Here is a 19,890-nt window from a genome sequence, read left to right as displayed (position 1 = left end):
TCATGCAAGCCGCACAGCGTGAGATAGCTGAACAGCTCAACGTCCAGCCGCCGTTCGCCGATGACGCCGCTCTCAAGGCCGAAATCGCCCGCCGGGTGAGCTTCATTCAGGATTGCCTCGTCAACTCCGGGCTCAAGAGCCTGGTGTTGGGTATCAGCGGCGGGGTCGATTCGTTGACCGCCGGCCTGTTGGCCCAGCGTGCCGTGCGCGAGCTGCGGGAAAAAACCGGCAATGCGGCATACAAGTTCGTTGCCGTGCGCTTGCCGTACGAAACCCAGTTCGACGAGCACGAAGCCCAGGCTTGCGTTGACTTCATCGAGCCGGATGAGCGCCACACGGTCAATATCGGCCCGGCGGTCAAGGCCCTGGCCAAGGAAGTCCTCGCGTTCGAGGGCAAGGGGCCAGGCTCGCGGGATTTCGTACTGGGCAATACCAAGGCGCGCATGCGCATGGTGGCGCAATACACCATCGCCGGCGCCGAACAGGGCTTGGTGATCGGCACCGATCATGCGGCCGAAGCGGTCATGGGTTTCTTCACCAAGTTCGGTGACGGCGCCTGCGACCTGGCCCCGCTGAGCGGGCTGGTGAAAAACCAGGTCCGGGCCATTGCCCGGGATTTTGGCGCGCCGGAATCCCTGGTGGAAAAAGTCCCCACCGCCGACCTGGAAGACCTGTCGCCCGGCAAGCCGGACGAAGCGGCCCATGGCGTCACGTACGCCGAGATCGACGCATTCCTGCACGGGCAACCGGTCCGCGAAGAAGCGGCCAGAATAATTTGCGATACCTACCGCAAGACCGAGCACAAGCGAGTGATGCCGTACGCGCCTTGACTACCATTTGATGGGCAGTCCCTTGTGGGAGCGAGCTTGCTCCCACAGGGGTCGGGTATTTGCCTGGTATAAAAAAAGCGCCCTGCACGGGGGCGCTTTTTTTGTGCCTGAAATTTGATTATTTCAGGGTAACGGTGCCTTTCATCATCGAGATGTGGCCTGGGAACGAGCAGAAGAAGCCGTACTTCTCAGAGGCATTGAGCTTCGACACGTCGAAGGTCACCGAGTCTTTCTCTTTGGCGCCGATCAGCTTGGTGTGGGCGATGATGCGAGCGTCACCGTCCTTGAGGTAGTTCTTATCGATACCGGCGCTCAGGCCATCGGTGGCAATCGGCTGCATGTCGGCTTCTTTGCTCAACACCCAGTTATGGCCCATGACGTTCTTCGGCAAGCTGCCGGAGTGAGTCAGCTCAACGGTGAAGGTCTTGCAGCTCTTGTCGATTTCGATGGCCTTGGTGCTGAAGGACATCTGGTCGGTGGAATCGATGGTGGTCTTGCACTCCGCTGCCATCAGCTGGCTGCTGGCCAGCGTCAATACGGATACTGCTACAAGTTTGGCGAACATCATGAATCTCCAAGGCATGGTTAACAAAAATCCGTCAAAGGGAAAGACTGCCTGATTTTCCGGCAAGTTCCTATGACCTGAGTCAAAGATTGTATACAACTTAAGACTATCAGCCTGATGGACAGAATCAACCAACCAGAAGTATGACGGCCGCCTATGATCAGCCCCATCAACTCTCTGGAGCGACCACCATGAACCTCAACAGCCTGTTGTGCAGCTTGCTCGCCGCCTACGCCTGTGGTGCCAGCGGCACCTACGAAAAACCCCGGCGCGAGGTTTAATCTTCTTGCGCAATCAAGGGCAGGCTTTACTCTGGTCCGGTTACCGAACCACGGAGTGAAGCATGTCCATAGCGTCTGTTTGTGTATTTTGCGGCGCCAGCACCGGCAGCCACCCAGCCTATCGCGAAGCTGCCCAGGCCTTGGGGCGAGCGTTGGCGGAACGAAAGCTGACCCTGGTGTACGGCGGAGGCGCGGTCGGCCTGATGGGTATCGTCGCCGATGCTGCCCTGGCCGCTGGCGGCGAGGTGATTGGCATCATCCCGCAAAGCTTGAAGGACAAGGAAATCGGTCATAGCGGCCTGACCCGCTTGGAAGTGGTGGACGGCATGCATGCGCGCAAGGCGCGCATGGCTGAACTCAGCGACGCCTTCATCGCCCTGCCCGGCGGCCTCGGCACCCTGGAAGAGTTGTTCGAGGTGTGGACCTGGGGCCAGCTCGGCTACCACGGCAAGCCGCTGGGGCTGCTGGAGGTGAACGGTTTCTACAGCAAGCTCACCGGTTTTCTGAATCATATCGTCGGCGAAGGCTTCGTCCGCGCACCGCATCGTGACATGCTGCAAGTGAGCGAATCAGCGCACGACCTGCTCGATGCATTGGACGAGTGGCAACCGTCAGTGCAGCCAAAGTGGGCCGAACAAAAACCCAGCTAACGGCTCGGCCCCGATACAGGGCAGAATATGCGCCGCTCAACCTCACCTTCGACCCCAGAGGATCGCCCATGGCCAAACCCAATTATTCCTTCGCCAAACGTCAGAGAGACTTGGCCAAGGAGCAGAAGAAAGAGGAAAAGCTCCAGCGCAAGAAAGCCTCCGCAGACGAAGCGGCACTGACCCCGGATACCGAAGGCGACGTGGCGGCGGAACATGATGTGGATGCGTCGAAAGATCAAGCCACCGACGCCTGATACCCCCAGGGCCCGATGATCAGATCTGGCCCTTCGTTGGGCTGGTGGCCTCGCTACCGGCCTTTACATCCCCAGCGCCTTGGCAATTGAGACGCGATAACCCTCAGGCAGGTTGGCCGGCAATTGTCCCGGCTCGAACAGCCCGATCTCCTTGTGCTCGTGACTGACCGCCGGTACAAAACCGCCCAGCAATTGGCAGCGGTAGGTAGAAATGAAAACGTGCTTGCCGGGAATCACCTCGAACAAGTACGAATCCAGAGGTTCGCCAATACTGACCTCGACAGCCAGCTCCTCGGCAATTTCCCGCGCCAGGCATCGCGGCGCCGTTTCGCCCAACTCGATCCGCCCTCCGGGCAATTCCCACTCATCCCGCTCGTTGAGCATCAGTACTACCAGGCCTTCGGGGGATTGCAGCACACCTTTGATCGAAACCGGGAACATGACACTTCCTCGCCTGTTCAATACATACCCTGTGGGATCGCCTTACGATTCCACCGGCATCACCGTCACCCGCACGTCCGGATCATGGGTGCCGCCCCCGAGGATCACCCCGCGCAGCGGCGACACGTCGGAAAAATCCCGGCCCCAGGCCAGGGTGATATGTTCCAGGGCCGGCTGCACGTTGTTGGTCGGGTCGAAGTCCACCCAGCCCAGCACCGGGCAGAACACCGAAACCCAGGCGTGTGAAGCATCAGCGCCTATCAGACGGGCCTGGCCGGGTGGCGGCTGGGTCAGCAGATAACCGCTGACGTAACGCGCCGCCAAACCGCGGGAACGCACACACGCCAACATCAGGTGGGCAAAATCCTGGCAGACGCCGCGGCGGCGCTCCAGCACCTCCACCAACGGCGTCGCGACCTGGGTCGCCTCGGCGTCGAAGGTGAACTCCTCGAAAATCTTTTCCATCAGCGCCTGGACGCCGATCATCAACGGTCGACCCGCCGGAAAACAGCTTTCGGAAAACTCGACGAAGCTGCGCTTGAGGTGCACGTAGGGTGATTCGAAACGGTAGCGGCACGCGTCCAGCAACTGCGCTGTCAGCGGTCGACCGCTGTAGGTCAGGGCGTTACCGGTCGATTCCCAGGCCGGCGACAGGTTGAAATCCAGCGCTGGGCGCGCCAACACTTCGACGCTCAGCCGGGCGTTGACCAGTAGCTCATCGTGAGGTCGCTCGAAGGCCAGGCGGGTCAGCGGATTGCCGAATACGTCCTGCTCATCCCGACGGGTGGTCGGCTCCGGACTGATGGACAACTGTTGTTCAGTACAGCGCTGCCATTCGCAATCTCTCGGCCACAGATGAGCCAGTTGCTGCGCGAGGGATACCGGGCTGTCGTAGTGATAATGGGTTTCGTGGAGAATCTGGTAACGGGCGCTCATCAGACGGATACCGTGCGTTGGCTGACATCGTCAACGTGGGCGAAATGGCGCAAGGCCAAGCGATCGGAGACCTGGGCGCTGACATCGGCAACTTCCTGCAACAGATCAGCCAGGCCATCGAGGGCTGCCCGCAGGCTGGCCTCACCGAACAACGGATTCTCCAGGCAGCGCAGGTCGAAGCGTGACAGGCGCGTCACCAACGCCGGCAGGGCGGTTTCCCTCGGCGCGCCAAAATCATCGTTCAGGCGCTTGAGGGTGCGTGCCACCAGTTTCAATTGGAAGAGCACCGCGTGGGGGTTCTGTTCGTCCAGCAACAGAAGGTCCAGCACCGGAATCAACTGCGCCACCGCCAGGTAACGCGAGCGGTAGGTGATGCTGCTGTTGCCCAGTTCCAACAACCACTCCAACCCGGCCTGATCGAACACCGCCTCGCCCCGCAGGAACGCCGCCAGGCTACTGCTCAAAAATTGCAGGCGCTCCAGGCGACGGCCAATCATCAGGAAGCGCCAGCCCTCGTCGCGGGTCATGTCGTCCAAGGCGAACCCGGACAACGCCGCCAAGGACATCACCAGGCGGTTGAGGAAATCCAGCAATTCACCGAAATCCGGCTCACTGGTTTCCAGCTCCACGGCTTCGCGCTGCAACTCCACGAGCGCCTGCCAGTTTTCCCGCGACAGCTTGCCGCGAACCTGCGAAGCCGCCCACTGCAAGCGCTGCAGGTTGGAGCGCAAGCTGAAAGACCAGTCATCGCCAAGCATGGCCGCCATCAGGCGTTCGGGCAGCTCGCCCTCTTCGGGCAACAGCATCAGGCTTTCGCCCAGGGAAACCGCCGATTGCAGCGCTTGCGGGTCATCACCATCGACATAGCGCGCCAGCATGATCCGCAGGAGACGAGCGCTGTCGTCGCAGCGCTCGCAATAGCGACCAAACCAGAACAGGTTTTCCACCACGCGGGAGGGCAGGTACGGATCACGCCGCACCAGGTCGTGAACGCCCACGGTGCGCTGGGCCTTCCATTGCTCGCCGGCGGGCGCTTGCTCGCCGAGCACCCAAGTGTCCTTGCTGGCACCGCCGCGCTGCATCGACACCACCTCGGCATCGGCCTCGGCGGCCACGCGGGTCAGGCCACCGGGCAGCACCCGATAAGCATTTTTCCCGGACACGGCGTACACGCGCATGCCGATGGCCCGGGGCTGGATCTGGCCGTCCTCGGCCTGCCACACCGGAGCCTGGGACAGTTGTGCCAGCTCCTGGGCGACGTAGGCATAAGGCCGCGCCTGCATGCGTGCCGCCAGTTGGGCGCGCTGTTTCTCGTCCAGGTCGCGGCCGAACACGGGCGTGAAACTCTGGGAAGGAAATGCCGGCTTGATCAACAGCTGGGGTAATTTTTCCAGGGCTTGGGCGAGCACTGGCGGCTCGCCGCACCACCAGGTGGCGATGGAAGGCAGCATCAGCTCTTCACCGAACAGATACTGGTTGATCTTCGGCAAGAATCCCAGGAGGCCCGGCGATTCCAGCACGCCGCTGCCCAGGGCATTGGCCACCAGCACCCGGCCCTGGCGCACCGCTTCCAACAACCCAGGCACGCCCAGGGCCGAATCGGTGCGCAACTCCAGCGGGTCGCAGAAATCATCGTCGAGCCGGCGCATGATCGCGTGGACCCGGCGCAGGCCGCTGAGCGTCTTGAGGTACACCGTGGCGTCCCTCACGGTCAGGTCGCCACCTTCGACCAGCGGATAACCGAGTTGGCGCGCCAGGTATAGATGCTCGAAATAGCTTTCGTTGAACCGCCCGGGTGTCAGCAGCACCACCAGCGGCGGCTCGCCGTCGCTGGGCGCCTGTCGTGCCAGCGTCTCTTGCAGGGTTCGGAAGAAACCCGACAGGTGCTGCACCTTAAGGTCGCGATAAAGATCAGGAAACGCCCGGGACACGATCGTACGATTTTCCAAAGCATAACCGGCCCCGGAAGGCGCCTGGGTCCGATCCGCGGTGACCCACCAGCGACCATCGGGCGTACGCGCCAGATCCACGGCATACAGATGCAGGAAATTGCCGTCCGGCGGCGTAATGCCCTGGCAGGGCCATAGAAAATTGTTGTGGCCAAAGACCAGCTCCGCCGGCAGCAAGCCTTCGCTGATCAGCCGCTGCGGCCCGTACAGGTCCGCCAATACCGCATTGAGCAGACGTGCGCGCTGGGCAATGCCGGCCGAAAGCAGCTTCCATTCCTGGGCATCGATGACGTGGGGCAGCAGATCCAGCTCCCAAGGCCGGTCGGCGCCCTTCGGGTCGGCATAGACGTTATACGTAACGCCGTTTTCCTGGATCTGCCGGGCCAACAGTGCCTGGCGCTGGACCAATTGGGCCGGCGTGCTGCGCTGCAATTGGTCGAACAGCCGTTGCCAATGCGCGCGCACGGCGCCGCTGTCGTCCAGCAATTCGTGATAAGTACCCGTCGTCAGCGGGTAACGGTCAAGCAGGTCAGGCATGGAAAGCTCGGCAGGACGGCAGTGAAAGGTGAGACTAGCGCAAGCGCATGACGCCCGGATAGGTGTGTTTGTGTTGGATCCAGCCTGGGTTTGCACGCTGCAATTGTCGTGGCGACGAAGCTTGCTCCCTCGCCACGAGATCTACTTATTCTTCAAGCCCCTTGGAACCGCCGCAGATCGAGCGTGAACGGAAACTCGTCATCCGTCGCCAGGTCGGGTATCGGAAGTTTCCCGGGCGTATGTCCGATCCGGAAAAACCGCGCCATCCGCCGACTCTCAGCTTCGTTGGCATTCACCGGCAGGCTGTCATAGTTGCGGCCGCCCGGATGCGCCACGTGGTATTGGCAGCCGCCCAGGGAGCGCTGCATCCAGGTGTCGAGCACATCGAAGACCAGCGGCGCATGGACCGGGATCGTCGGCTGCAAGCAGTTGAACGGTTGCCAGGCGCGGAAACGTACCCCGGCGACGAATTCACCTACCCGGCCGGTGGGCTGCAACGGCACCGGCACGCCATTGCAGGTCAGCAGATAACGTTGCGGTGCCAACCCCGTGAGCTTGATCTGCAAGCGCTCCAGGGACGAGTCCACATAACGCACCGTGCCGCCCGCCGAGCCTTCTTCGCCCAGCACATGCCAGGGCTCCAGTGCCTGGCGCAACTGCAGCTCGATACCGTTGACCGCATAATCGCCGACCTTGGGAAAGCGGAACTCCAGGTGCGCGGCGAACCACTCGGCACGCAGCGGATAACCGGCGCCATTGAGCTCTTCGATGACCTCGGCGAAATCCTGCTCGATGAAGTGCGGCAACAAAAAACGATCATGCAGCTCGGTGCCCCAGCGCGCCAGCTTGGCCGGTGCATAGGGCTCACGCCAGAAGCGCGCCACCAGCGCCCGCAACAGCAATTGCTGGGTCAGGCTCATGCGGGCATGGGGCGGCATTTCGAAAGCGCGCAGCTCCAGCAAGCCGAGACGGCCGGTGGCGCCGTCCGGCGAGTAGAGCTTGTCGATGCAGAACTCGGCGCGATGGGTATTGCCGGTCACGTCGATCAATAGATTGCGTAGCAGTCGATCCACCCGCCACGGCGGGCACTCCTCGCCGGGCTTCGGCATTTGCGTAAAGGCGACTTCCAGCTCGTACAACGCGTCGTTGCGCGCCTCGTCCACGCGCGGCGCCTGGGAGGTCGGGCCGATGAACAATCCGGAAAACAGGTAGGACAACGACGGGTGGTTATGCCAGTAGCTGATCAGGCTGCGCAGCAAGTCCGGACGCCGCAGGAACGGTGAGTCAGCCGGTGTCGCGCCGCCCAGTACGAAATGGTTACCGCCACCGGTCCCGGTGTGCCGACCGTCGATCAGGAATTTCTCGGTGGTCAGCCGGTTCAGTCGCGCTTGCTCGTAGAGAAACTCAGTGCGCTCGACCAACTCCTCCCAGCTCGCCGAAGGCTGTACGTTGACCTCGATCACGCCCGGGTCCGGCGTGATACGGAAATTGCTCAGGCGCGGGTCGCTCGGCGGCTCGTAGCCCTCCAGCAACACAGGGCAGCTCAGTTCCTGCGCCGTCGCTTCGATGGCGCTGACCAGTTCCAGGTAATCCTCGACCCGCTCCAGCGGCGGCATGAACAGGTACAGCCGTCCTTCCCTGGCCTCGGCACAGAAGGCGGTGCGGGTCAGCCAATCGGCCGATTCGTCGATCTTCGGCACGCGCTCCTGCTCCAGAGCCGGCTCACCGTGACGGTTCAACTGCTCGGTGTCGGGCAACTCGGGCAAGTCCTGGTTCGGGTCGGTGGGATGGATGAACGGATATTCGGCCGCCGTCACCCACGGTTGGGACGCGAGTGGCAAGCGATAGCCCAACGGCGAATCCCCCGGCACCAGCCGGCAGTGATCGTCGCGCAAGTACCAGCGCCCGCTTTGCCATTGGTCGCCCTTGGCAGTACGCGCCAGCGGCAGGACTTGGCCAATCACCTTGCCCAAGCCCTGACTGAAGACTTTGCGCAACCGCGCCCGCTCCAGCGGTTCTTCCAGCCGGGAATCCTCAGCCGTCACATTCGAAGGCAACGTGCCTTCGCGCCACAGGTAATGGAAGTTGTCTTCGTAGGCGGGAAACACGAATCGTGTGGGAATCTTCAAGCGTTCGGCGACACTCGCCAGAAAACGGCCCGCCAGCTCGCCATCGGCGTCGTAGTCTTTCTGCTCGTCGGCAATCAAGGCGCTGTCATGCCAGATCGGCACCCCGTCACGCCGCCAATAACAGTTGAGCGACCAGCGTGGCAATTGCTCGCCGGGGTACCACTTGCCCTGGCCGAAATGCACCAGGCCTTGCGGCGCATAATGCTCGCGCATGCGCTGGAACAGCTCGGCCGAGAGGCGACGCTTGTCCGGCCCAAGCGCCGCGGTGTTCCACTCGGCACCGTCCGGGTCATCGATGGATACGAAAGTCGGTTCACCGCCCATGGTCAGGCGCACGTCACCTTCCAACAGGTCACCATCGATCTGCCGGCCCAACGCCTGGATCGCCAGCCATTGTTCTTCGGTGTAAGGCTTGGTGACCCGAGGCGCTTCCCAGATCCGCTCGACGGACATTTCATGGCTGAACTCACACTCGCACGGTTCCACCAGACCACTGATCGGCGCCGCCGAGGACGGATCCGGACTACACGCCAAGGGAATATGCCCTTCGCCCGCGAACAATCCGGAGGTCGCATCCAGGCCAATCCAGCCGGCGCCGGGCAGGTACACCTCACACCAGGCATGCAGGTCGGTAAAGTCCACTTCCGTACCGGACGGGCCGTCGAGGCTTTTCACGTCGGCAGTCAACTGGATCAAGTAACCCGAGACAAAACGCGCCGCCAAACCCAGGTGACGCAACAGTTGCACCAGCAGCCACGCCGAGTCGCGGCATGAGCCGGACGCGTGCTCCAGGGTGTGTTCTGGCGTTTGCACGCCGGGTTCCATGCGGATCAGGTAGTTGATGTCTTCGCTCAGGCGCTGGTTGAGCGCCACCAGGAAATCCACCGCCGGCAACGGTGTGCGGTCGATGCCGTCCAGATAAGCCTTGAACTTCGGGGTCAGCGGGAGCTTTTCCAGATAGGGCATCAGCTCGTGTTTTTCGTCAGCCGCGTAGGTGAACGGGATCTTCTCGGCGTAAGGCTCGAGGAAAAAATCGAACGGGTTGAACACCGCCATTTCGGCGACCAGGTCGACCTCGACCCGCAGCTCATCGGTCTTTTCCGGGAACACCAACCGCGCCAGGTAATTGCCCTGTGGGTCTTGTTGCCAATTGATGAAATGCTGATCGGGCGAGACCTTCAACGCGTAGGAAAGAATGCGCGTGCGGCTGTGGGCCGCCGGGCGCAGGCGAACGATCTGCGGACCGAGTTCGACAGCGCGCTCGTAGCGATAGTGTGTGACATGGTGCAAAGCGACATGGATCGACACGGCGTGCCTCCTGCGGAGCCTGGGCGTTATCGAAAGCGGCGCAAGACTTATGCCATGCAGGCAGGCCGGACACTTTCAACATCTACTCAGGGCAGTAGAGCACTAAAACCGCGCGATGCCTGTATTGATCTGCAAAGGCCGCACATAAATGCGGCGCGGGGCGGTAGCGAATCGACTCAGCGGCGCGGGCGCGAGGCCTTGGCGGACTGGAGGATGCGTTCGCGTTGGTGACGGATTTCGATGAGCTTGCTGCGCATTTCCCGGTGGCGTTTGCTGTTGAGCAGTAGTAGTCCCAGTAACGGCAACAGCACCGCAAATACGTACACACCTTGATGCGGTCCATAAGCAAACGTCGGCAACACCGCCGCCAGACAGGCAAGGAAATAACTCGTCACCCACCAGATCGCCCAGACGCGTCCGCGTGCGATCAGGAGATTTCCCAGAACCAGGACACTCACCAGAGCCAACGTGCCGAGCCCAACATAGTTGCTCCTGACGGAAGGCTCCAAGGCACGCCAATAAGTGCCTGCGGACAAAACGAGCAGCGCAGACCCGGAAAAACAACCCAGGAAGATCGTGCCCATGAACACCGGAAAATAACGGGCGAGGAACTGCTTCATTGATCCGCCGCCGATCATTCGGTGAACTCCTCATACAGTCCGACGGCGACAGTCTTCACGGCGCCATCGCCGGTATAACTGCCAATGACCCCCAAAGCGCCTCCGAGAGAATCCTTTATCTGAGTCAGCGTAGCGTGCCTGATTTCAGCGGAAGAATAACGCTTGGGCAAGGCACCCGCTCGTTGCTGCAGTTTAAGCAGCTTCGCGGTAAGACTCGGATCTTTCAGCGTCAACAATTCCTTGGTCAATTTGCTGCGCTCCTGACGACTCAGGCCCTTGAGCAACTGATACCAGCTCTTCCCGGTGCCCGCCGCTTTGTTGGCCTTCAGCAGCCGAACAGTCGTGAGAGCCGAGCCACCGACGCCCACAAGGGAAACACCGTCAAGAATGGGGCTCACGATGTTGTACCAATCGGCGTCGTTCATTTCATCGTTGCCAGTAGGATTGGTCAGCTCATTCGCCACCCGCATCCCACCAATAACGCACTGCGCGGTACTGGCCGTCGCGGCAGCGGCGCCCAAGGCAACGACAAAGGCACTGGCGCCTGCCGTAAAGGGCACCGCGACGCTCCCACTGAATACCACCACCCAACCGATGACCGCGGCGACACAGGAAAAACCGGCATTCATCGACTCAGTCCCGAGCTTTGACTCACGCGGACTGCTTTTTACCTGGTCAATGAATTGCTGTGGGGCGATGTATTTCTTCGCCTCGCGCAAGATGACTCGCTTGGGTGCGATGCTGCAAATCGGCTTGAATTCGCGCAGCGTCACCACGTTGTACTCGGAATCGATGTACACCACGCCCGCACCGGCGATGTTGGGATCGGCATCGATGGCAGCGAACAGACGCGGCAGGTTGACTTGGCTTTCGATCCGTTTGCGGGCCATGAACTGGGAAAAGCTCAGGTCCATCCCGATGCCTGTTGCGGCGCTGCTCATATGAATCGTCCTTGAAGAATTGGAGAGTTGATTTTTTATTGTGCCGTGCCCTGAAGTATCTACGCCAGCTCAGATTTCTAGCCTGACGACACCGACTCAGCGGCGCGGTCGCGACGTCTTTGCGGACTGGAGGATGCGCTCGCGCTGGTGGCGGATTTCGACGAGCTTGCTGCGCATCTCGCGGTGGCGTTTGCTGTTGAGCAATAGCAACCCCAGCAACGGGAACAACAACCCAGTCACATAGGCAACGGGATGCGGTCTATAGCCGTAGGAGGGAAGGACAATGAAGAGGCAAACGAGATAGAACACAACGATGGCCCGAACACCCCACGACCGCCCTCTGATCATGAAGAAATGACTCAACGCCAAGAGCAGAGATAGCACCAGTGCAATTAGAAAAGAATATTTAGCCCGCTCAGGATCGCCTCGAAAATAAGTACTTGAGGCCAATGAAATCGAAGCGGAAACCGCAAAACAGGCTAGAAAAAAGGCGCCTATGAAGGTTGGAAAATAGTGAGCAAGGAACGCGTTCAATGAATGCTTGCGGTCCATCAACTAACCCCCGCGCATTAGCTTGATCGGCTCTGCTGCCTGGTCTCACGCTTGATCCGCTGACGTTCGTGGCGGATCTCCAAAAGTCGAGCACGCATTTCCCGGTGGCGTTTGCTGTTGAGCAGCAGCAGCGCCAGCAACGGGAACAGCAAACTCAAACTGTAAATCAACCTATCAGGCCGATAAGCGATCGTGGGCAGGACGCAAAAAAAACACAGCCCCAACACCGCAACCATCGGCCACACCCAAACGGGGCGCCCACGGGCAATCATGAAATTGCAATGCACGATGACAAGCGTAAGCGCGACGCCTCCAAAAAAAGACCACTTGGCGTTATCCGCCAACGAAAGGGCTTGAAAATAGCTGTCAAAAAAAAGGGGAACAGCAAAAACCAGAGCGAAGACCGACGCGAATATCGCGCCCATGAAGACCGGAAAATATTGGATGAGAAAAACGCGCACACGGGGCTGTCCATTCATTCTTCGATCTCCTCGTACAACCCCACTGCAATGGTCCGGACGTTCCCGGAAATCGCGCTTCCCGTCAAGCCGATGGCGGCTCCCAGGGCATCCCGAATCTGTGTGACGGTGGCATGCTTGATTTGAGTGGGCGTAAAGCGCTTGGGTAACTCGCCAGACAGTTGCTTGAGTTTGAGCAGTTTGGAGGTCAGGCGAGGGTCATTGATAGTCAGCAACTCTTTGGTCAGTTTGGCTCGCTCCTGTCGATTCAGGCCCCGGAGCACCTCCCTCACACTTTTGCCCGTGGCAGCTTTATTCAATCTGACCAGTTTGAGAGTCGTCAGCGACGATGCCCCGACCCCAACCAACGCCGCGGCATCCAGCACAATCATGGTGTTCTGGTACCACTCCTCACTGTCGAGCTGATCGTTTCGGGCTGGGTTACTGATTTCATTGCGCATGCGATAACCGCTCGCAAAACATTGCGCTGTGCTGGCCGCGGCGGCGGTATAACCCAACACGGCGATCGCGGTGCTTGCCCCTGCTGAAAATGGGATAGCTACAGAGCCGCTGAGTACCACGACCCAACCGATAACGGCCCCTGCACACGACAAGGAAGTATTGATCGCTTCGCCGACTAATCGCGATTCCCGTGGATTGTCCTGAACCTGCTGAGCAAACTGAGCCGGCGCAATATATTTCTGCGCCTCGCGCAAAATGATCCGCTTGGGCTTGATGCTGCAGATCGGCTTGAACTCACGCAGGGTCACTACATTGAACTCGGCGTCGATATACACCACGCCTGCACCGACGATACTCGGATCGGCGTCAATGGAGGCGAACAGCCGTGGCAGGTTGATTTGGCTTTCAATGCGGCGGCGGGCCATCATCTGGGAGATGCTGTTGTCCATGCCGATGCCGGGTAACGGAGTGCTCATATGAATCGTCCTTGAGAATCGGAAGAAGTAAGTCTTTATCCACACACAATACTGTGGCGAGGGAGCTTGCTCCCGCTCGGCGGCGAAGCCGTCGTAAACCGGGCGGCACGGTCTATCTGGAAACCTTGCATGGGATTGTCTGGGGCCGCTTCGCAGCCCAGCGGGAGCAAGCTCCCTCGCCACAAAGGCTATGCGGGCGCCACGATAACAAACGGCCAGCACCGCCGCTAGAAAGCAAAACGCCAGCACTTAGGCTGGCGTTTTGCGAGGCGGCAGGGTGATCAGCGCGGCACGACAGGCTTGCGCGCCGGTTTCGGTCCTTTGCCCTTGGCGGCGTCCTTGCGTTCCTTGGCAGCCTTCTGATTGCGGGCGAACGCGGCAGCCTTGGCTTGCTCGCGCTTGTCCCAGGCATTGCCACCATCACTGGCGCGCGGCGGCAAGCCGGTGTGCTGGGTCAGGATCTTGGTGGTTTCCTTGGCCACTTTATGGCTGCCAGCCGGCGTCGAGTTCTTGCGACGGGCGCTCTGATAGCTGTCGGTCGCTGGCTGGTGCAGTGGAATCAACTGGTTCTTGCCCGGGCCGATCAGGTCGGCGCGGCCCATGCGGGTCAACGCTTCGCGCAGCATCGGCCAGCCTTTCGGGTCGTGATAACGCAGGAAGGCCTTGTGCAGGCGGCGCTGCTCCTCGCTCTTGACGATGGTCACCGCGTCGCTCTTGTAGGTGACCTTGCGCAGCGGGTTCTTGCCCGAGTGGTACATGGCGGTGGCGGTAGCCATCGGCGACGGGTAGAACGCCTGCACCTGGTCGGCCCGGAAACCGTTGCCCTTGAGCCACAGCGCCAGGTTCATCATGTCTTCGTCGGTGGTGCCTGGGTGAGCCGCGATGAAGTACGGAATCAGGTACTGCTCTTTCCCGGCTTCCTTGGTGTACTTCTCGAACATCCGCTTGAACTTGTCATAGCTGCCGATGCCCGGCTTCATCATCTGGTTGAGCGGACCTTCCTCGGTATGCTCCGGGGCGATCTTCAGGTAACCGCCGACGTGGTGGGTCACCAGCTCCTTGACGTACTCCGGCGACTCGACCGCCAGGTCGTAGCGCAGGCCGGAGGCAATCAGGATTTTTTTCACCCCAGGCAAGGCCCGAGCGCTGCGGTACAGCTGAATCAGCGAAGAATGGTCGGTGTTCAGGTTCGGGCAGATGCCAGGGAACACGCAGGACGGCTTGCGACACGCGGATTCGATTTCCGGGCTCTTGCAGGCGATGCGGTACATGTTCGCGGTCGGGCCGCCGAGGTCGGAGATGACGCCAGTGAAGCCCGGGACCTTGTCGCGGATCTCTTCGATCTCGCGAATGATCGACTCTTCGGAACGGTTCTGGATGATCCGGCCTTCGTGCTCGGTAATCGAGCAAAAGGTGCAGCCGCCAAAGCAGCCGCGCATGATGTTCACCGAGAAACGGATCATCTCGTAGGCCGGGATCTTCTCCTTGCCGTACGCCGGATGAGGAACACGTGCGTAAGGCATGCCAAACACGTAGTCCATTTCTTCAGTGGTCATCGGAATGGGCGGCGGGTTGAACCAGACGTCGACTTCACCGTGCTTCTGCACCAGGGCGCGGGCGTTGCCCGGGTTGGTTTCCAGATGCAGCACGCGGTTGGCGTGAGCGTAGAGCACCGCGTCGCCACGGACCTTTTCCACCGACGGCAGACGGATCACGGTTTTGTCGCGGGTCATTTTCGGGCTCGCCAGGATCTGCACGACCTTGGCTTCGCTCGGATCTTCAACCGGCCCCTTCTCTTGCTCGATGGCGCAGGCTGCGGTGTCCTGGGTATTCACGTACGGGTTGATGATCTTGTCGATCTTGCCCGGGCGGTCGATGCGCGTGGAGTCGACTTCGTACCAGTCTTTCGGCGTGTCACGGCGGATGAACGCGGTGCCGCGCACGTCGGTGATGTCTTCGATCTTATGACCGTAGGACAGGCGCTGGGCGACTTCAACAATTGCCCGCTCGGCGTTGCCGTAGAGCAGGATGTCGGCGCAAGCGTCGATCAGGATCGAGTTGCGCACCCGGTCCTGCCAGTAATCGTAATGGGCGATGCGGCGCAAGGACGCTTCGATACCGCCGAGCACGATCGGCACGTGCTTGTAGGCTTCCTTGCAGCGCTGGCTATAGACCAGGCTCGCACGGTCCGGCCGCTTGCCCGCCAGGCCACCGGGGGTGTAGGCGTCATCGGAGCGGATTTTCTTGTCGGCGGTGTAGCGGTTGATCATCGAGTCCATGTTGCCGGCCGCGACGCCGAAAAACAGGTTGGGCTCGCCGAGCTTCATGAAGTCGTCTTTGGACTGCCAGTTCGGCTGGGCGATGATCCCGACACGAAAGCCCTGGGCTTCCAGCAGACGGCCAATGATCGCCATGCCGAACGACGGGTGATCGACGTAGGCATCACCGGTGACGATGATGATGTCGCACGAATCCCAGCCGAGCTGATCCATCTCCTCCCTGCTCATCGGCAGGAACGGCGCCGGGCCGAAACATTCGGCCCAGTACTTGGGATAGTCAAATAACGGCTTGGCTGCTTGCATGTCGATGACCGGTATAAAGGATGAAAAATCGCGGGCGCGGAATATAGCACAAAATTTGATCAATTCCGACGGCTATGGTCGGAAATTAGTGGCACCCCCGTGGGAGCGGGTTACTCGTCGTCATCAAAATTGTAGCTACCCGGCGCCAGGTTTTCGAAGCGCGTGTATTTACCGATGAACGCCAGGCGGATGAAGCCGATCGGGCCGTTCCGCTGCTTGCCGATGATGATCTCGGCAATGCCCTTGTGCTCCGTCTCGGGGTGATACACCTCGTCGCGGTAGACGAACATGATCACGTCGGCGTCCTGCTCGATCGCTCCGGACTCCCGCAAGTCGGAGTTCACCGGGCGCTTGTTGGGGCGCTGTTCCAGGGAGCGGTTCAACTGGGACAGGGCCACGACCGGACAGTTGAATTCCTTGGCCAGGGCCTTGAGGGAACGGGAGATCTCGGAAATCTCGTTCGTCCGGTTGTCACCGCTGGAGCCGGGGATCTGCATCAATTGCAGGTAGTCGATCATGATCAGCGCGATGTCACCGTGCTCGCGCACCAGCCGCCGGGTCCGGGCGCGCATTTCCGACGGGCTGATACCCGCCGTATCGTCGATGAACAACTTTCGATCATTGAGCAGGTTGACCGCCGAGGTCAGGCGCGGCCAGTCGTCGTCTTCCAGTTGGCCGGAACGGACTTTGGTCTGGTCGATACGCCCCAGGGACGAGAGCATACGCATGATCAGCGATTCGCCTGGCATCTCGAGGGAGTACACCAGCACTGCCTTGTCGCTGCGCAGCACGGCATTTTCCACCAGGTTCATCGCAAAGGTGGTCTTACCCATGGACGGACGACCGGCGACGATGATCAGGTCGGACGGTTGCAGGCCGCTGGTCTTCTCGTCGAGGTCGGTGTAGCCGGTGGACAGGCCGGTGATCGCGTTGTCGGTGTTGAACAGGGTGTCGATGCGGTCGATGGCCTTGGTCAGCAGGTCGTTGACACTCACCGGGCCGCCGGTTTTCGGCCGGGCCTCGGCGATCTGGAAGATCTGCCGCTCGGCTTCGTCGAGAATCTCGGCGGCGGTGCGCCCTTCCGGGTTGAAGGCGCTGTCGGCGATCTCAGTGCTGATGCCGATCAACTGACGCAAGGTCGCCCGCTCGCGCACGATCTGCGCATAGGCCTTGATGTTGGCGACCGACGGCGTGTTTTTCGCCAGTTCGCCGAGGTAACCCAGGCCGCCGACCTGGGACGTCTGCCCTTCCTTGTCCAATTGCTCGGCCAGGGTGACAACGTCGATGGGCATGTTCTGATCGGCCAGACGGGCGATCGCACGGAAAATCAGGCGGTGGTCATGCCGGTAGAAATCGCCGTCGGAAACTTGATCGAGCACACGTTCCCAGGCGTTGTTGTCCAGCATCAGGCCACCGAGTACAGCCTGTTCGGCCTCGATGGAATGCGGAGGCACCTTCAGGGCAGCGGTTTGCAGATCATATTGCTCGGGGGCGGTGATTTCGTTCATGGCCACGTCTGGTTATGAAAATCAGGAATTGCAGAAAGACAAAGGGCACGACCTGTAGACAGGATCGTGCCCGATGTTACCGGCAAGCACCCGAGGGTGCCAACCGACAGGTGTTGCTTAGGCTGCTACCACGACAACGCGTACGGTGGCTTCAACTTCGGCGTGCAGGTGCACGGCTACGTCGAATTCGCCTACGTTGCGGATGGTGCCGTTCGGCAGACGAACTTCGCTTTTCGCAACTTCAACGCCGGAGGCGGTCAGTGCGTCAGCGATGTCGTGAGTACCGATCGAACCGAACAGCTTGCCTTCGTCGCCAGCGGTGGCAGTGATGGTCACTTCCAGCTCGGCCAGTTGGGCAGCACGGCTTTCAGCCGATGCCTTACGGTCTGCAGCGGCTTTTTCCAGCTCAGCGCGACGCTCTTCGAACGCAGCCAGGTTGGCAGCGGTCGCAGCGGTGGCTTTGCCGAAAGGCAGCAGGTAGTTACGACCGTAGCCGGCCTTAACGTTTACTTTGTCGCCCAGGTTGCCCAGGTTGGCGATTTTTTCCAGAAGGATCAGTTGCATGTGAAAATCCTCTAACTTTTAACCTTCACCGTTCGCGCTGTCGGCGTCTTTCGGCGCCATACGACCGCGAAAATCAATCAGGCTGTCGACGATGGCCAGGACCACCAGCAACGGATAGATCAGCTGCATGAACAGCAACAGCGTGACGTACAACCCCACCAGCCAGAACCTGGCCAGTCGCTTTTGCGCCACCAGCCCGTGAATCAGGGCCAGCGAGGCAAAGACCAGCGGTACACTGCACAGCGGCGTGAGCATTGCCATCTGCGGACCGAAGTTCGGCCCCAGGAGCATGCCCGCCAACAGCAACATCGCCAGCCCAAGCGGGAAGCGGATGGCGCGAAACTCGCGACCAAAACCACCCGGGTTGTACAACAACGCCTGCCAGTAGCGCCCGATAACCAGGCTCAGCACACTGACGATTTGCAACAAGGCCGCAATCAGTCCGGTCAGGACGGGGGCAATCAGGGACGCGAAACGCGCCTGCTCCTCTACCGACATCTGCTGGTAGAGATCACCGAGCGCCTCGGGCAGGATTTTTATCAAAGCCTGCGACAGCATCTCGATCTGGGGCGCAAAAGCCACCCCGAGCACCACTGAAAACACCACGCCTATCGCTATGCTGACCAGCAGCACGCGGTTCCAGGATTCACTGGCGCGCAACACCAACGCCAGCGCCGAAGACCCGAGCAGCACCATGACTGCACGTGGGTCCGCGGAATACAGCCACCAGAGCAAAGCCGGCAGCAGTCCCAGAGCAAGAACGCCCAAGGCGTCCCTCAATCCGCGCCGCAGGAGTACAAGACTCCCGGCGGCAGCACCCAACCAATACAACAACGGCAATGCCGCGCATCCAGCCACTACCAGAGTGGCCTGCATACGACCGCGCATGATGAACTCAGCTAAGGCGCGCATGCATTCAATCCCTTACTACTTGTCGACTGCCCGGTCTCAGCGGCCGTGGCTGTCGGTGTAGGCCAGCAGGGCCAGGAAGCGGGCGCGCTTGATAGCGGTGGCCAGCTGACGCTGATAACGAGCTTTGGTACCGGTGATACGGCTTGGAACGATTTTGCCGGTCTCGGATACGTAGGCTTTCAGGGTGTTGAGATCTTTGTAATCGATCTCTTTCACGTCTTCAGCGGTGAAGCGGCAGAATTTACGACGACGGAAGAAACGTGCCATGTGATTGGCTCCTTAAAAGGTCCGTGGATTACTCGTCAGCGTTATCGCTGTTGTCGCTGTCGCTATCGCTGTCATCGCCATCGGCGCTGTCAGAGTGCTCAGGACGGTCGCGACGCTCACGGCGCTCACTGCGGTTTTCTTCAGCCTTGAGCATCTCGGATTGGCCGGTAACGGCTTCTTCGCGACGGATGACCAGGTTACGGATCACTGCATCGTTGTAGCGGAAGTTGTCTTCCAGCTCGGCCAGGGCCTTGCCGGTGCACTCAACGTTCAGCATCACGTAGTGAGCCTTGTGAACATTGTTGATTGCGTAGGCCAGTTGACGACGGCCCCAATCTTCCAGACGGTGGATTTTGCCGCCGTCTTCTTCGATCAGCTTGGTGTAACGCTCAACCATGCCGCCGACTTGCTCGCTTTGATCCGGGTGGACCAAAAAGATGATTTCGTAATGACGCATGAATGCTCCTTACGGGTTGTAGCCTGCCGCTCAAAAACGGTCAGACAAGGAGTGAATGACACTTATGGACTTGAGGACGCTAGACACATAAGTGCCTGCCATCACAGCAAGGGGCGCAATTGTAGAGAAGGGCCGAGGGCGGCGCAAGGCAATTGGTGATTATTTGAACAACCAGCAATTTCAGTTCCGCACAGACCAGTGTGGGAGCGAG

Annotated in this window: 19 protein-coding genes; 3 read left to right on the top strand and 16 right to left on the bottom strand. The window is 60.3% G+C overall.

Annotated elements, in window-relative coordinates:
- The first annotated feature begins 2 nt into the window (after nucleotides 1-2).
- Complete coding sequence (nadE, locus tag J3P79_RS03045; protein ID WP_434608058.1) at nucleotides 3-830, top strand: ammonia-dependent NAD(+) synthetase; 828 nt, start codon at nucleotides 3-5, stop codon at nucleotides 828-830.
- Nucleotides 831-948: 118 nt separating this feature from the next.
- On the opposite strand, the gene azu is transcribed toward nadE, so the two are convergent.
- The gene (gene azu / locus J3P79_RS03040) at nucleotides 949-1,395 is read right to left on the bottom strand and encodes an azurin (RefSeq protein ID WP_434608056.1); all 447 of its coding nucleotides are present in this window, start codon (nucleotides 1,393-1,395) and stop codon (nucleotides 949-951) included.
- A gap of 343 nt (nucleotides 1,396-1,738) precedes the next feature.
- Here azu and J3P79_RS03035 point away from each other — a divergent pair, with 343 nt between their 5' ends.
- On the top strand, nucleotides 1,739-2,326 hold the full coding sequence (locus J3P79_RS03035; RefSeq protein ID WP_434608053.1) for a TIGR00730 family Rossman fold protein: 588 nt from the start codon (nucleotides 1,739-1,741) through the stop codon (nucleotides 2,324-2,326).
- A 68-nt stretch (nucleotides 2,327-2,394) separates the two neighbouring features.
- On the top strand, nucleotides 2,395-2,580 hold the full coding sequence (locus tag J3P79_RS03030) for a hypothetical protein (protein ID WP_434608052.1): 186 nt from the start codon (nucleotides 2,395-2,397) through the stop codon (nucleotides 2,578-2,580).
- A gap of 63 nt (nucleotides 2,581-2,643) precedes the next feature.
- Here J3P79_RS03030 and J3P79_RS03025 read toward each other — a convergent pair whose 3' ends face one another.
- The 15 genes from J3P79_RS03025 to rpsF form a co-directional block, all read right to left on the bottom strand.
- Entirely contained in the window at nucleotides 2,644-3,021 is a 378-nt protein-coding gene (locus tag J3P79_RS03025) for an NUDIX hydrolase (RefSeq protein WP_434608050.1), read from the bottom strand.
- A 42-nt stretch (nucleotides 3,022-3,063) separates the two neighbouring features.
- Nucleotides 3,064-3,957 carry a transglutaminase family protein gene (locus J3P79_RS03020; RefSeq protein ID WP_434608048.1) on the bottom strand — a complete coding sequence of 298 codons (894 nt, stop codon included), beginning with the start codon at nucleotides 3,955-3,957 and terminating at the stop codon, nucleotides 3,064-3,066.
- Nucleotides 3,957-6,443, bottom strand: a complete 2,487-nt coding sequence (locus J3P79_RS03015) for a circularly permuted type 2 ATP-grasp protein (protein WP_434608046.1) — start codon at nucleotides 6,441-6,443, stop codon at nucleotides 3,957-3,959. Before J3P79_RS03015 ends, J3P79_RS03020 begins: the two co-directional genes overlap by 1 nt.
- Nucleotides 6,444-6,595: 152 nt before the next feature.
- Nucleotides 6,596-9,880 (bottom strand): DUF2126 domain-containing protein, encoded by a 3,285-nt coding sequence (locus J3P79_RS03010; RefSeq protein WP_434608044.1) that lies wholly within the window; start codon nucleotides 9,878-9,880, stop codon nucleotides 6,596-6,598.
- Between the two features lie 176 nt (nucleotides 9,881-10,056).
- Entirely contained in the window at nucleotides 10,057-10,518 is a 462-nt protein-coding gene (locus J3P79_RS03005) for a hypothetical protein (protein ID WP_434608042.1), read from the bottom strand.
- A complete protein-coding gene (locus J3P79_RS03000) occupies nucleotides 10,515-11,441 on the bottom strand; it encodes an NAD synthetase (protein WP_434608041.1) in 927 nt (308 codons plus the stop codon). Before J3P79_RS03000 ends, J3P79_RS03005 begins: the two co-directional genes overlap by 4 nt.
- Before the next feature lie 96 nt (nucleotides 11,442-11,537).
- Entirely contained in the window at nucleotides 11,538-11,993 is a 456-nt protein-coding gene (locus J3P79_RS02995) for a hypothetical protein (protein ID WP_434608039.1), read from the bottom strand.
- Nucleotides 11,994-12,010: 17 nt separating this feature from the next.
- Entirely contained in the window at nucleotides 12,011-12,472 is a 462-nt protein-coding gene (locus J3P79_RS02990; RefSeq protein WP_434608037.1) for a hypothetical protein, read from the bottom strand.
- Nucleotides 12,469-13,389: an NAD synthetase gene (locus J3P79_RS02985; RefSeq protein ID WP_434608035.1), complete on the bottom strand. Its 921-nt coding sequence runs from the start codon at nucleotides 13,387-13,389 to the stop codon at nucleotides 12,469-12,471. The genes J3P79_RS02990 and J3P79_RS02985 overlap by 4 nt, the downstream gene beginning before the upstream one ends.
- A 281-nt stretch (nucleotides 13,390-13,670) precedes the next feature.
- Nucleotides 13,671-15,971 (bottom strand): YgiQ family radical SAM protein, encoded by a 2,301-nt coding sequence (locus J3P79_RS02980; RefSeq protein WP_434608033.1) that lies wholly within the window; start codon nucleotides 15,969-15,971, stop codon nucleotides 13,671-13,673.
- Nucleotides 15,972-16,081: 110 nt separating this feature from the next.
- Nucleotides 16,082-17,479 (bottom strand): replicative DNA helicase, encoded by a 1,398-nt coding sequence (gene dnaB / locus J3P79_RS02975; RefSeq protein ID WP_027911801.1) that lies wholly within the window; start codon nucleotides 17,477-17,479, stop codon nucleotides 16,082-16,084.
- 117 nt (nucleotides 17,480-17,596) lie between these two features.
- Nucleotides 17,597-18,043 carry a 50S ribosomal protein L9 gene (gene rplI, locus J3P79_RS02970; protein ID WP_003186385.1) on the bottom strand — a complete coding sequence of 149 codons (447 nt, stop codon included), beginning with the start codon at nucleotides 18,041-18,043 and terminating at the stop codon, nucleotides 17,597-17,599.
- A gap of 18 nt (nucleotides 18,044-18,061) precedes the next feature.
- Nucleotides 18,062-18,955, bottom strand: a complete 894-nt coding sequence (locus J3P79_RS02965) for a hypothetical protein (protein WP_434608032.1) — start codon at nucleotides 18,953-18,955, stop codon at nucleotides 18,062-18,064.
- A gap of 36 nt (nucleotides 18,956-18,991) precedes the next feature.
- Nucleotides 18,992-19,222, bottom strand: coding sequence for a 30S ribosomal protein S18 (gene rpsR / locus J3P79_RS02960; protein WP_002551829.1), 231 nt, complete (start codon nucleotides 19,220-19,222; stop codon nucleotides 18,992-18,994).
- Nucleotides 19,223-19,250: 28 nt separating this feature from the next.
- Nucleotides 19,251-19,679: a 30S ribosomal protein S6 gene (gene rpsF / locus J3P79_RS02955; protein WP_003186395.1), complete on the bottom strand. Its 429-nt coding sequence runs from the start codon at nucleotides 19,677-19,679 to the stop codon at nucleotides 19,251-19,253.
- Nucleotides 19,680-19,890: the final 211 nt, after the last annotated feature.

The sequence above is a fragment of the Pseudomonas sp. R1-7 genome (assembly GCF_051132105.1).
In the GTDB taxonomy this organism is placed as follows: Bacteria; Pseudomonadota; Gammaproteobacteria; order Pseudomonadales; family Pseudomonadaceae; genus Aquipseudomonas.
This window is presented reverse-complemented; position numbering and strand designations above follow the sequence as displayed.

Bases quoted from the DNA above. Each gene is read 5' to 3' on its own strand.
- nadE (WP_434608058.1), top strand. From the start codon at position 3: ATGCAAGCCGCACAGCGTGAGATAGCTGAACAGCTCAACGTCCAGCCG.
- azu (WP_434608056.1), bottom strand. From the start codon at position 1,395: ATGTTCGCCAAACTTGTAGCAGTATCCGTATTGACGCTGGCCAGCAGC.
- J3P79_RS03035 (WP_434608053.1), top strand. From the start codon at position 1,739: ATGTCCATAGCGTCTGTTTGTGTATTTTGCGGCGCCAGCACCGGCAGC.
- J3P79_RS03030 (WP_434608052.1), top strand. From the start codon at position 2,395: ATGGCCAAACCCAATTATTCCTTCGCCAAACGTCAGAGAGACTTGGCC.
- J3P79_RS03025 (WP_434608050.1), bottom strand. From the start codon at position 3,021: ATGTTCCCGGTTTCGATCAAAGGTGTGCTGCAATCCCCCGAAGGCCTG.
- J3P79_RS03020 (WP_434608048.1), bottom strand. From the start codon at position 3,957: ATGAGCGCCCGTTACCAGATTCTCCACGAAACCCATTATCACTACGAC.
- J3P79_RS03015 (WP_434608046.1), bottom strand. From the start codon at position 6,443: ATGCCTGACCTGCTTGACCGTTACCCGCTGACGACGGGTACTTATCAC.
- J3P79_RS03005 (WP_434608042.1), bottom strand. From the start codon at position 10,518: ATGATCGGCGGCGGATCAATGAAGCAGTTCCTCGCCCGTTATTTTCCG.
- J3P79_RS03000 (WP_434608041.1), bottom strand. From the start codon at position 11,441: ATGAGCAGCGCCGCAACAGGCATCGGGATGGACCTGAGCTTTTCCCAG.
- J3P79_RS02995 (WP_434608039.1), bottom strand. From the start codon at position 11,993: ATGGACCGCAAGCATTCATTGAACGCGTTCCTTGCTCACTATTTTCCA.
- J3P79_RS02990 (WP_434608037.1), bottom strand. From the start codon at position 12,472: ATGAATGGACAGCCCCGTGTGCGCGTTTTTCTCATCCAATATTTTCCG.
- J3P79_RS02985 (WP_434608035.1), bottom strand. From the start codon at position 13,389: ATGAGCACTCCGTTACCCGGCATCGGCATGGACAACAGCATCTCCCAG.
- J3P79_RS02980 (WP_434608033.1), bottom strand. From the start codon at position 15,971: ATGCAAGCAGCCAAGCCGTTATTTGACTATCCCAAGTACTGGGCCGAA.
- dnaB (WP_027911801.1), bottom strand. From the start codon at position 17,479: ATGAACGAAATCACCGCCCCCGAGCAATATGATCTGCAAACCGCTGCC.
- rplI (WP_003186385.1), bottom strand. From the start codon at position 18,043: ATGCAACTGATCCTTCTGGAAAAAATCGCCAACCTGGGCAACCTGGGC.
- J3P79_RS02965 (WP_434608032.1), bottom strand. From the start codon at position 18,955: ATGCGCGCCTTAGCTGAGTTCATCATGCGCGGTCGTATGCAGGCCACT.
- rpsR (WP_002551829.1), bottom strand. From the start codon at position 19,222: ATGGCACGTTTCTTCCGTCGTCGTAAATTCTGCCGCTTCACCGCTGAA.
- rpsF (WP_003186395.1), bottom strand. From the start codon at position 19,679: ATGCGTCATTACGAAATCATCTTTTTGGTCCACCCGGATCAAAGCGAG.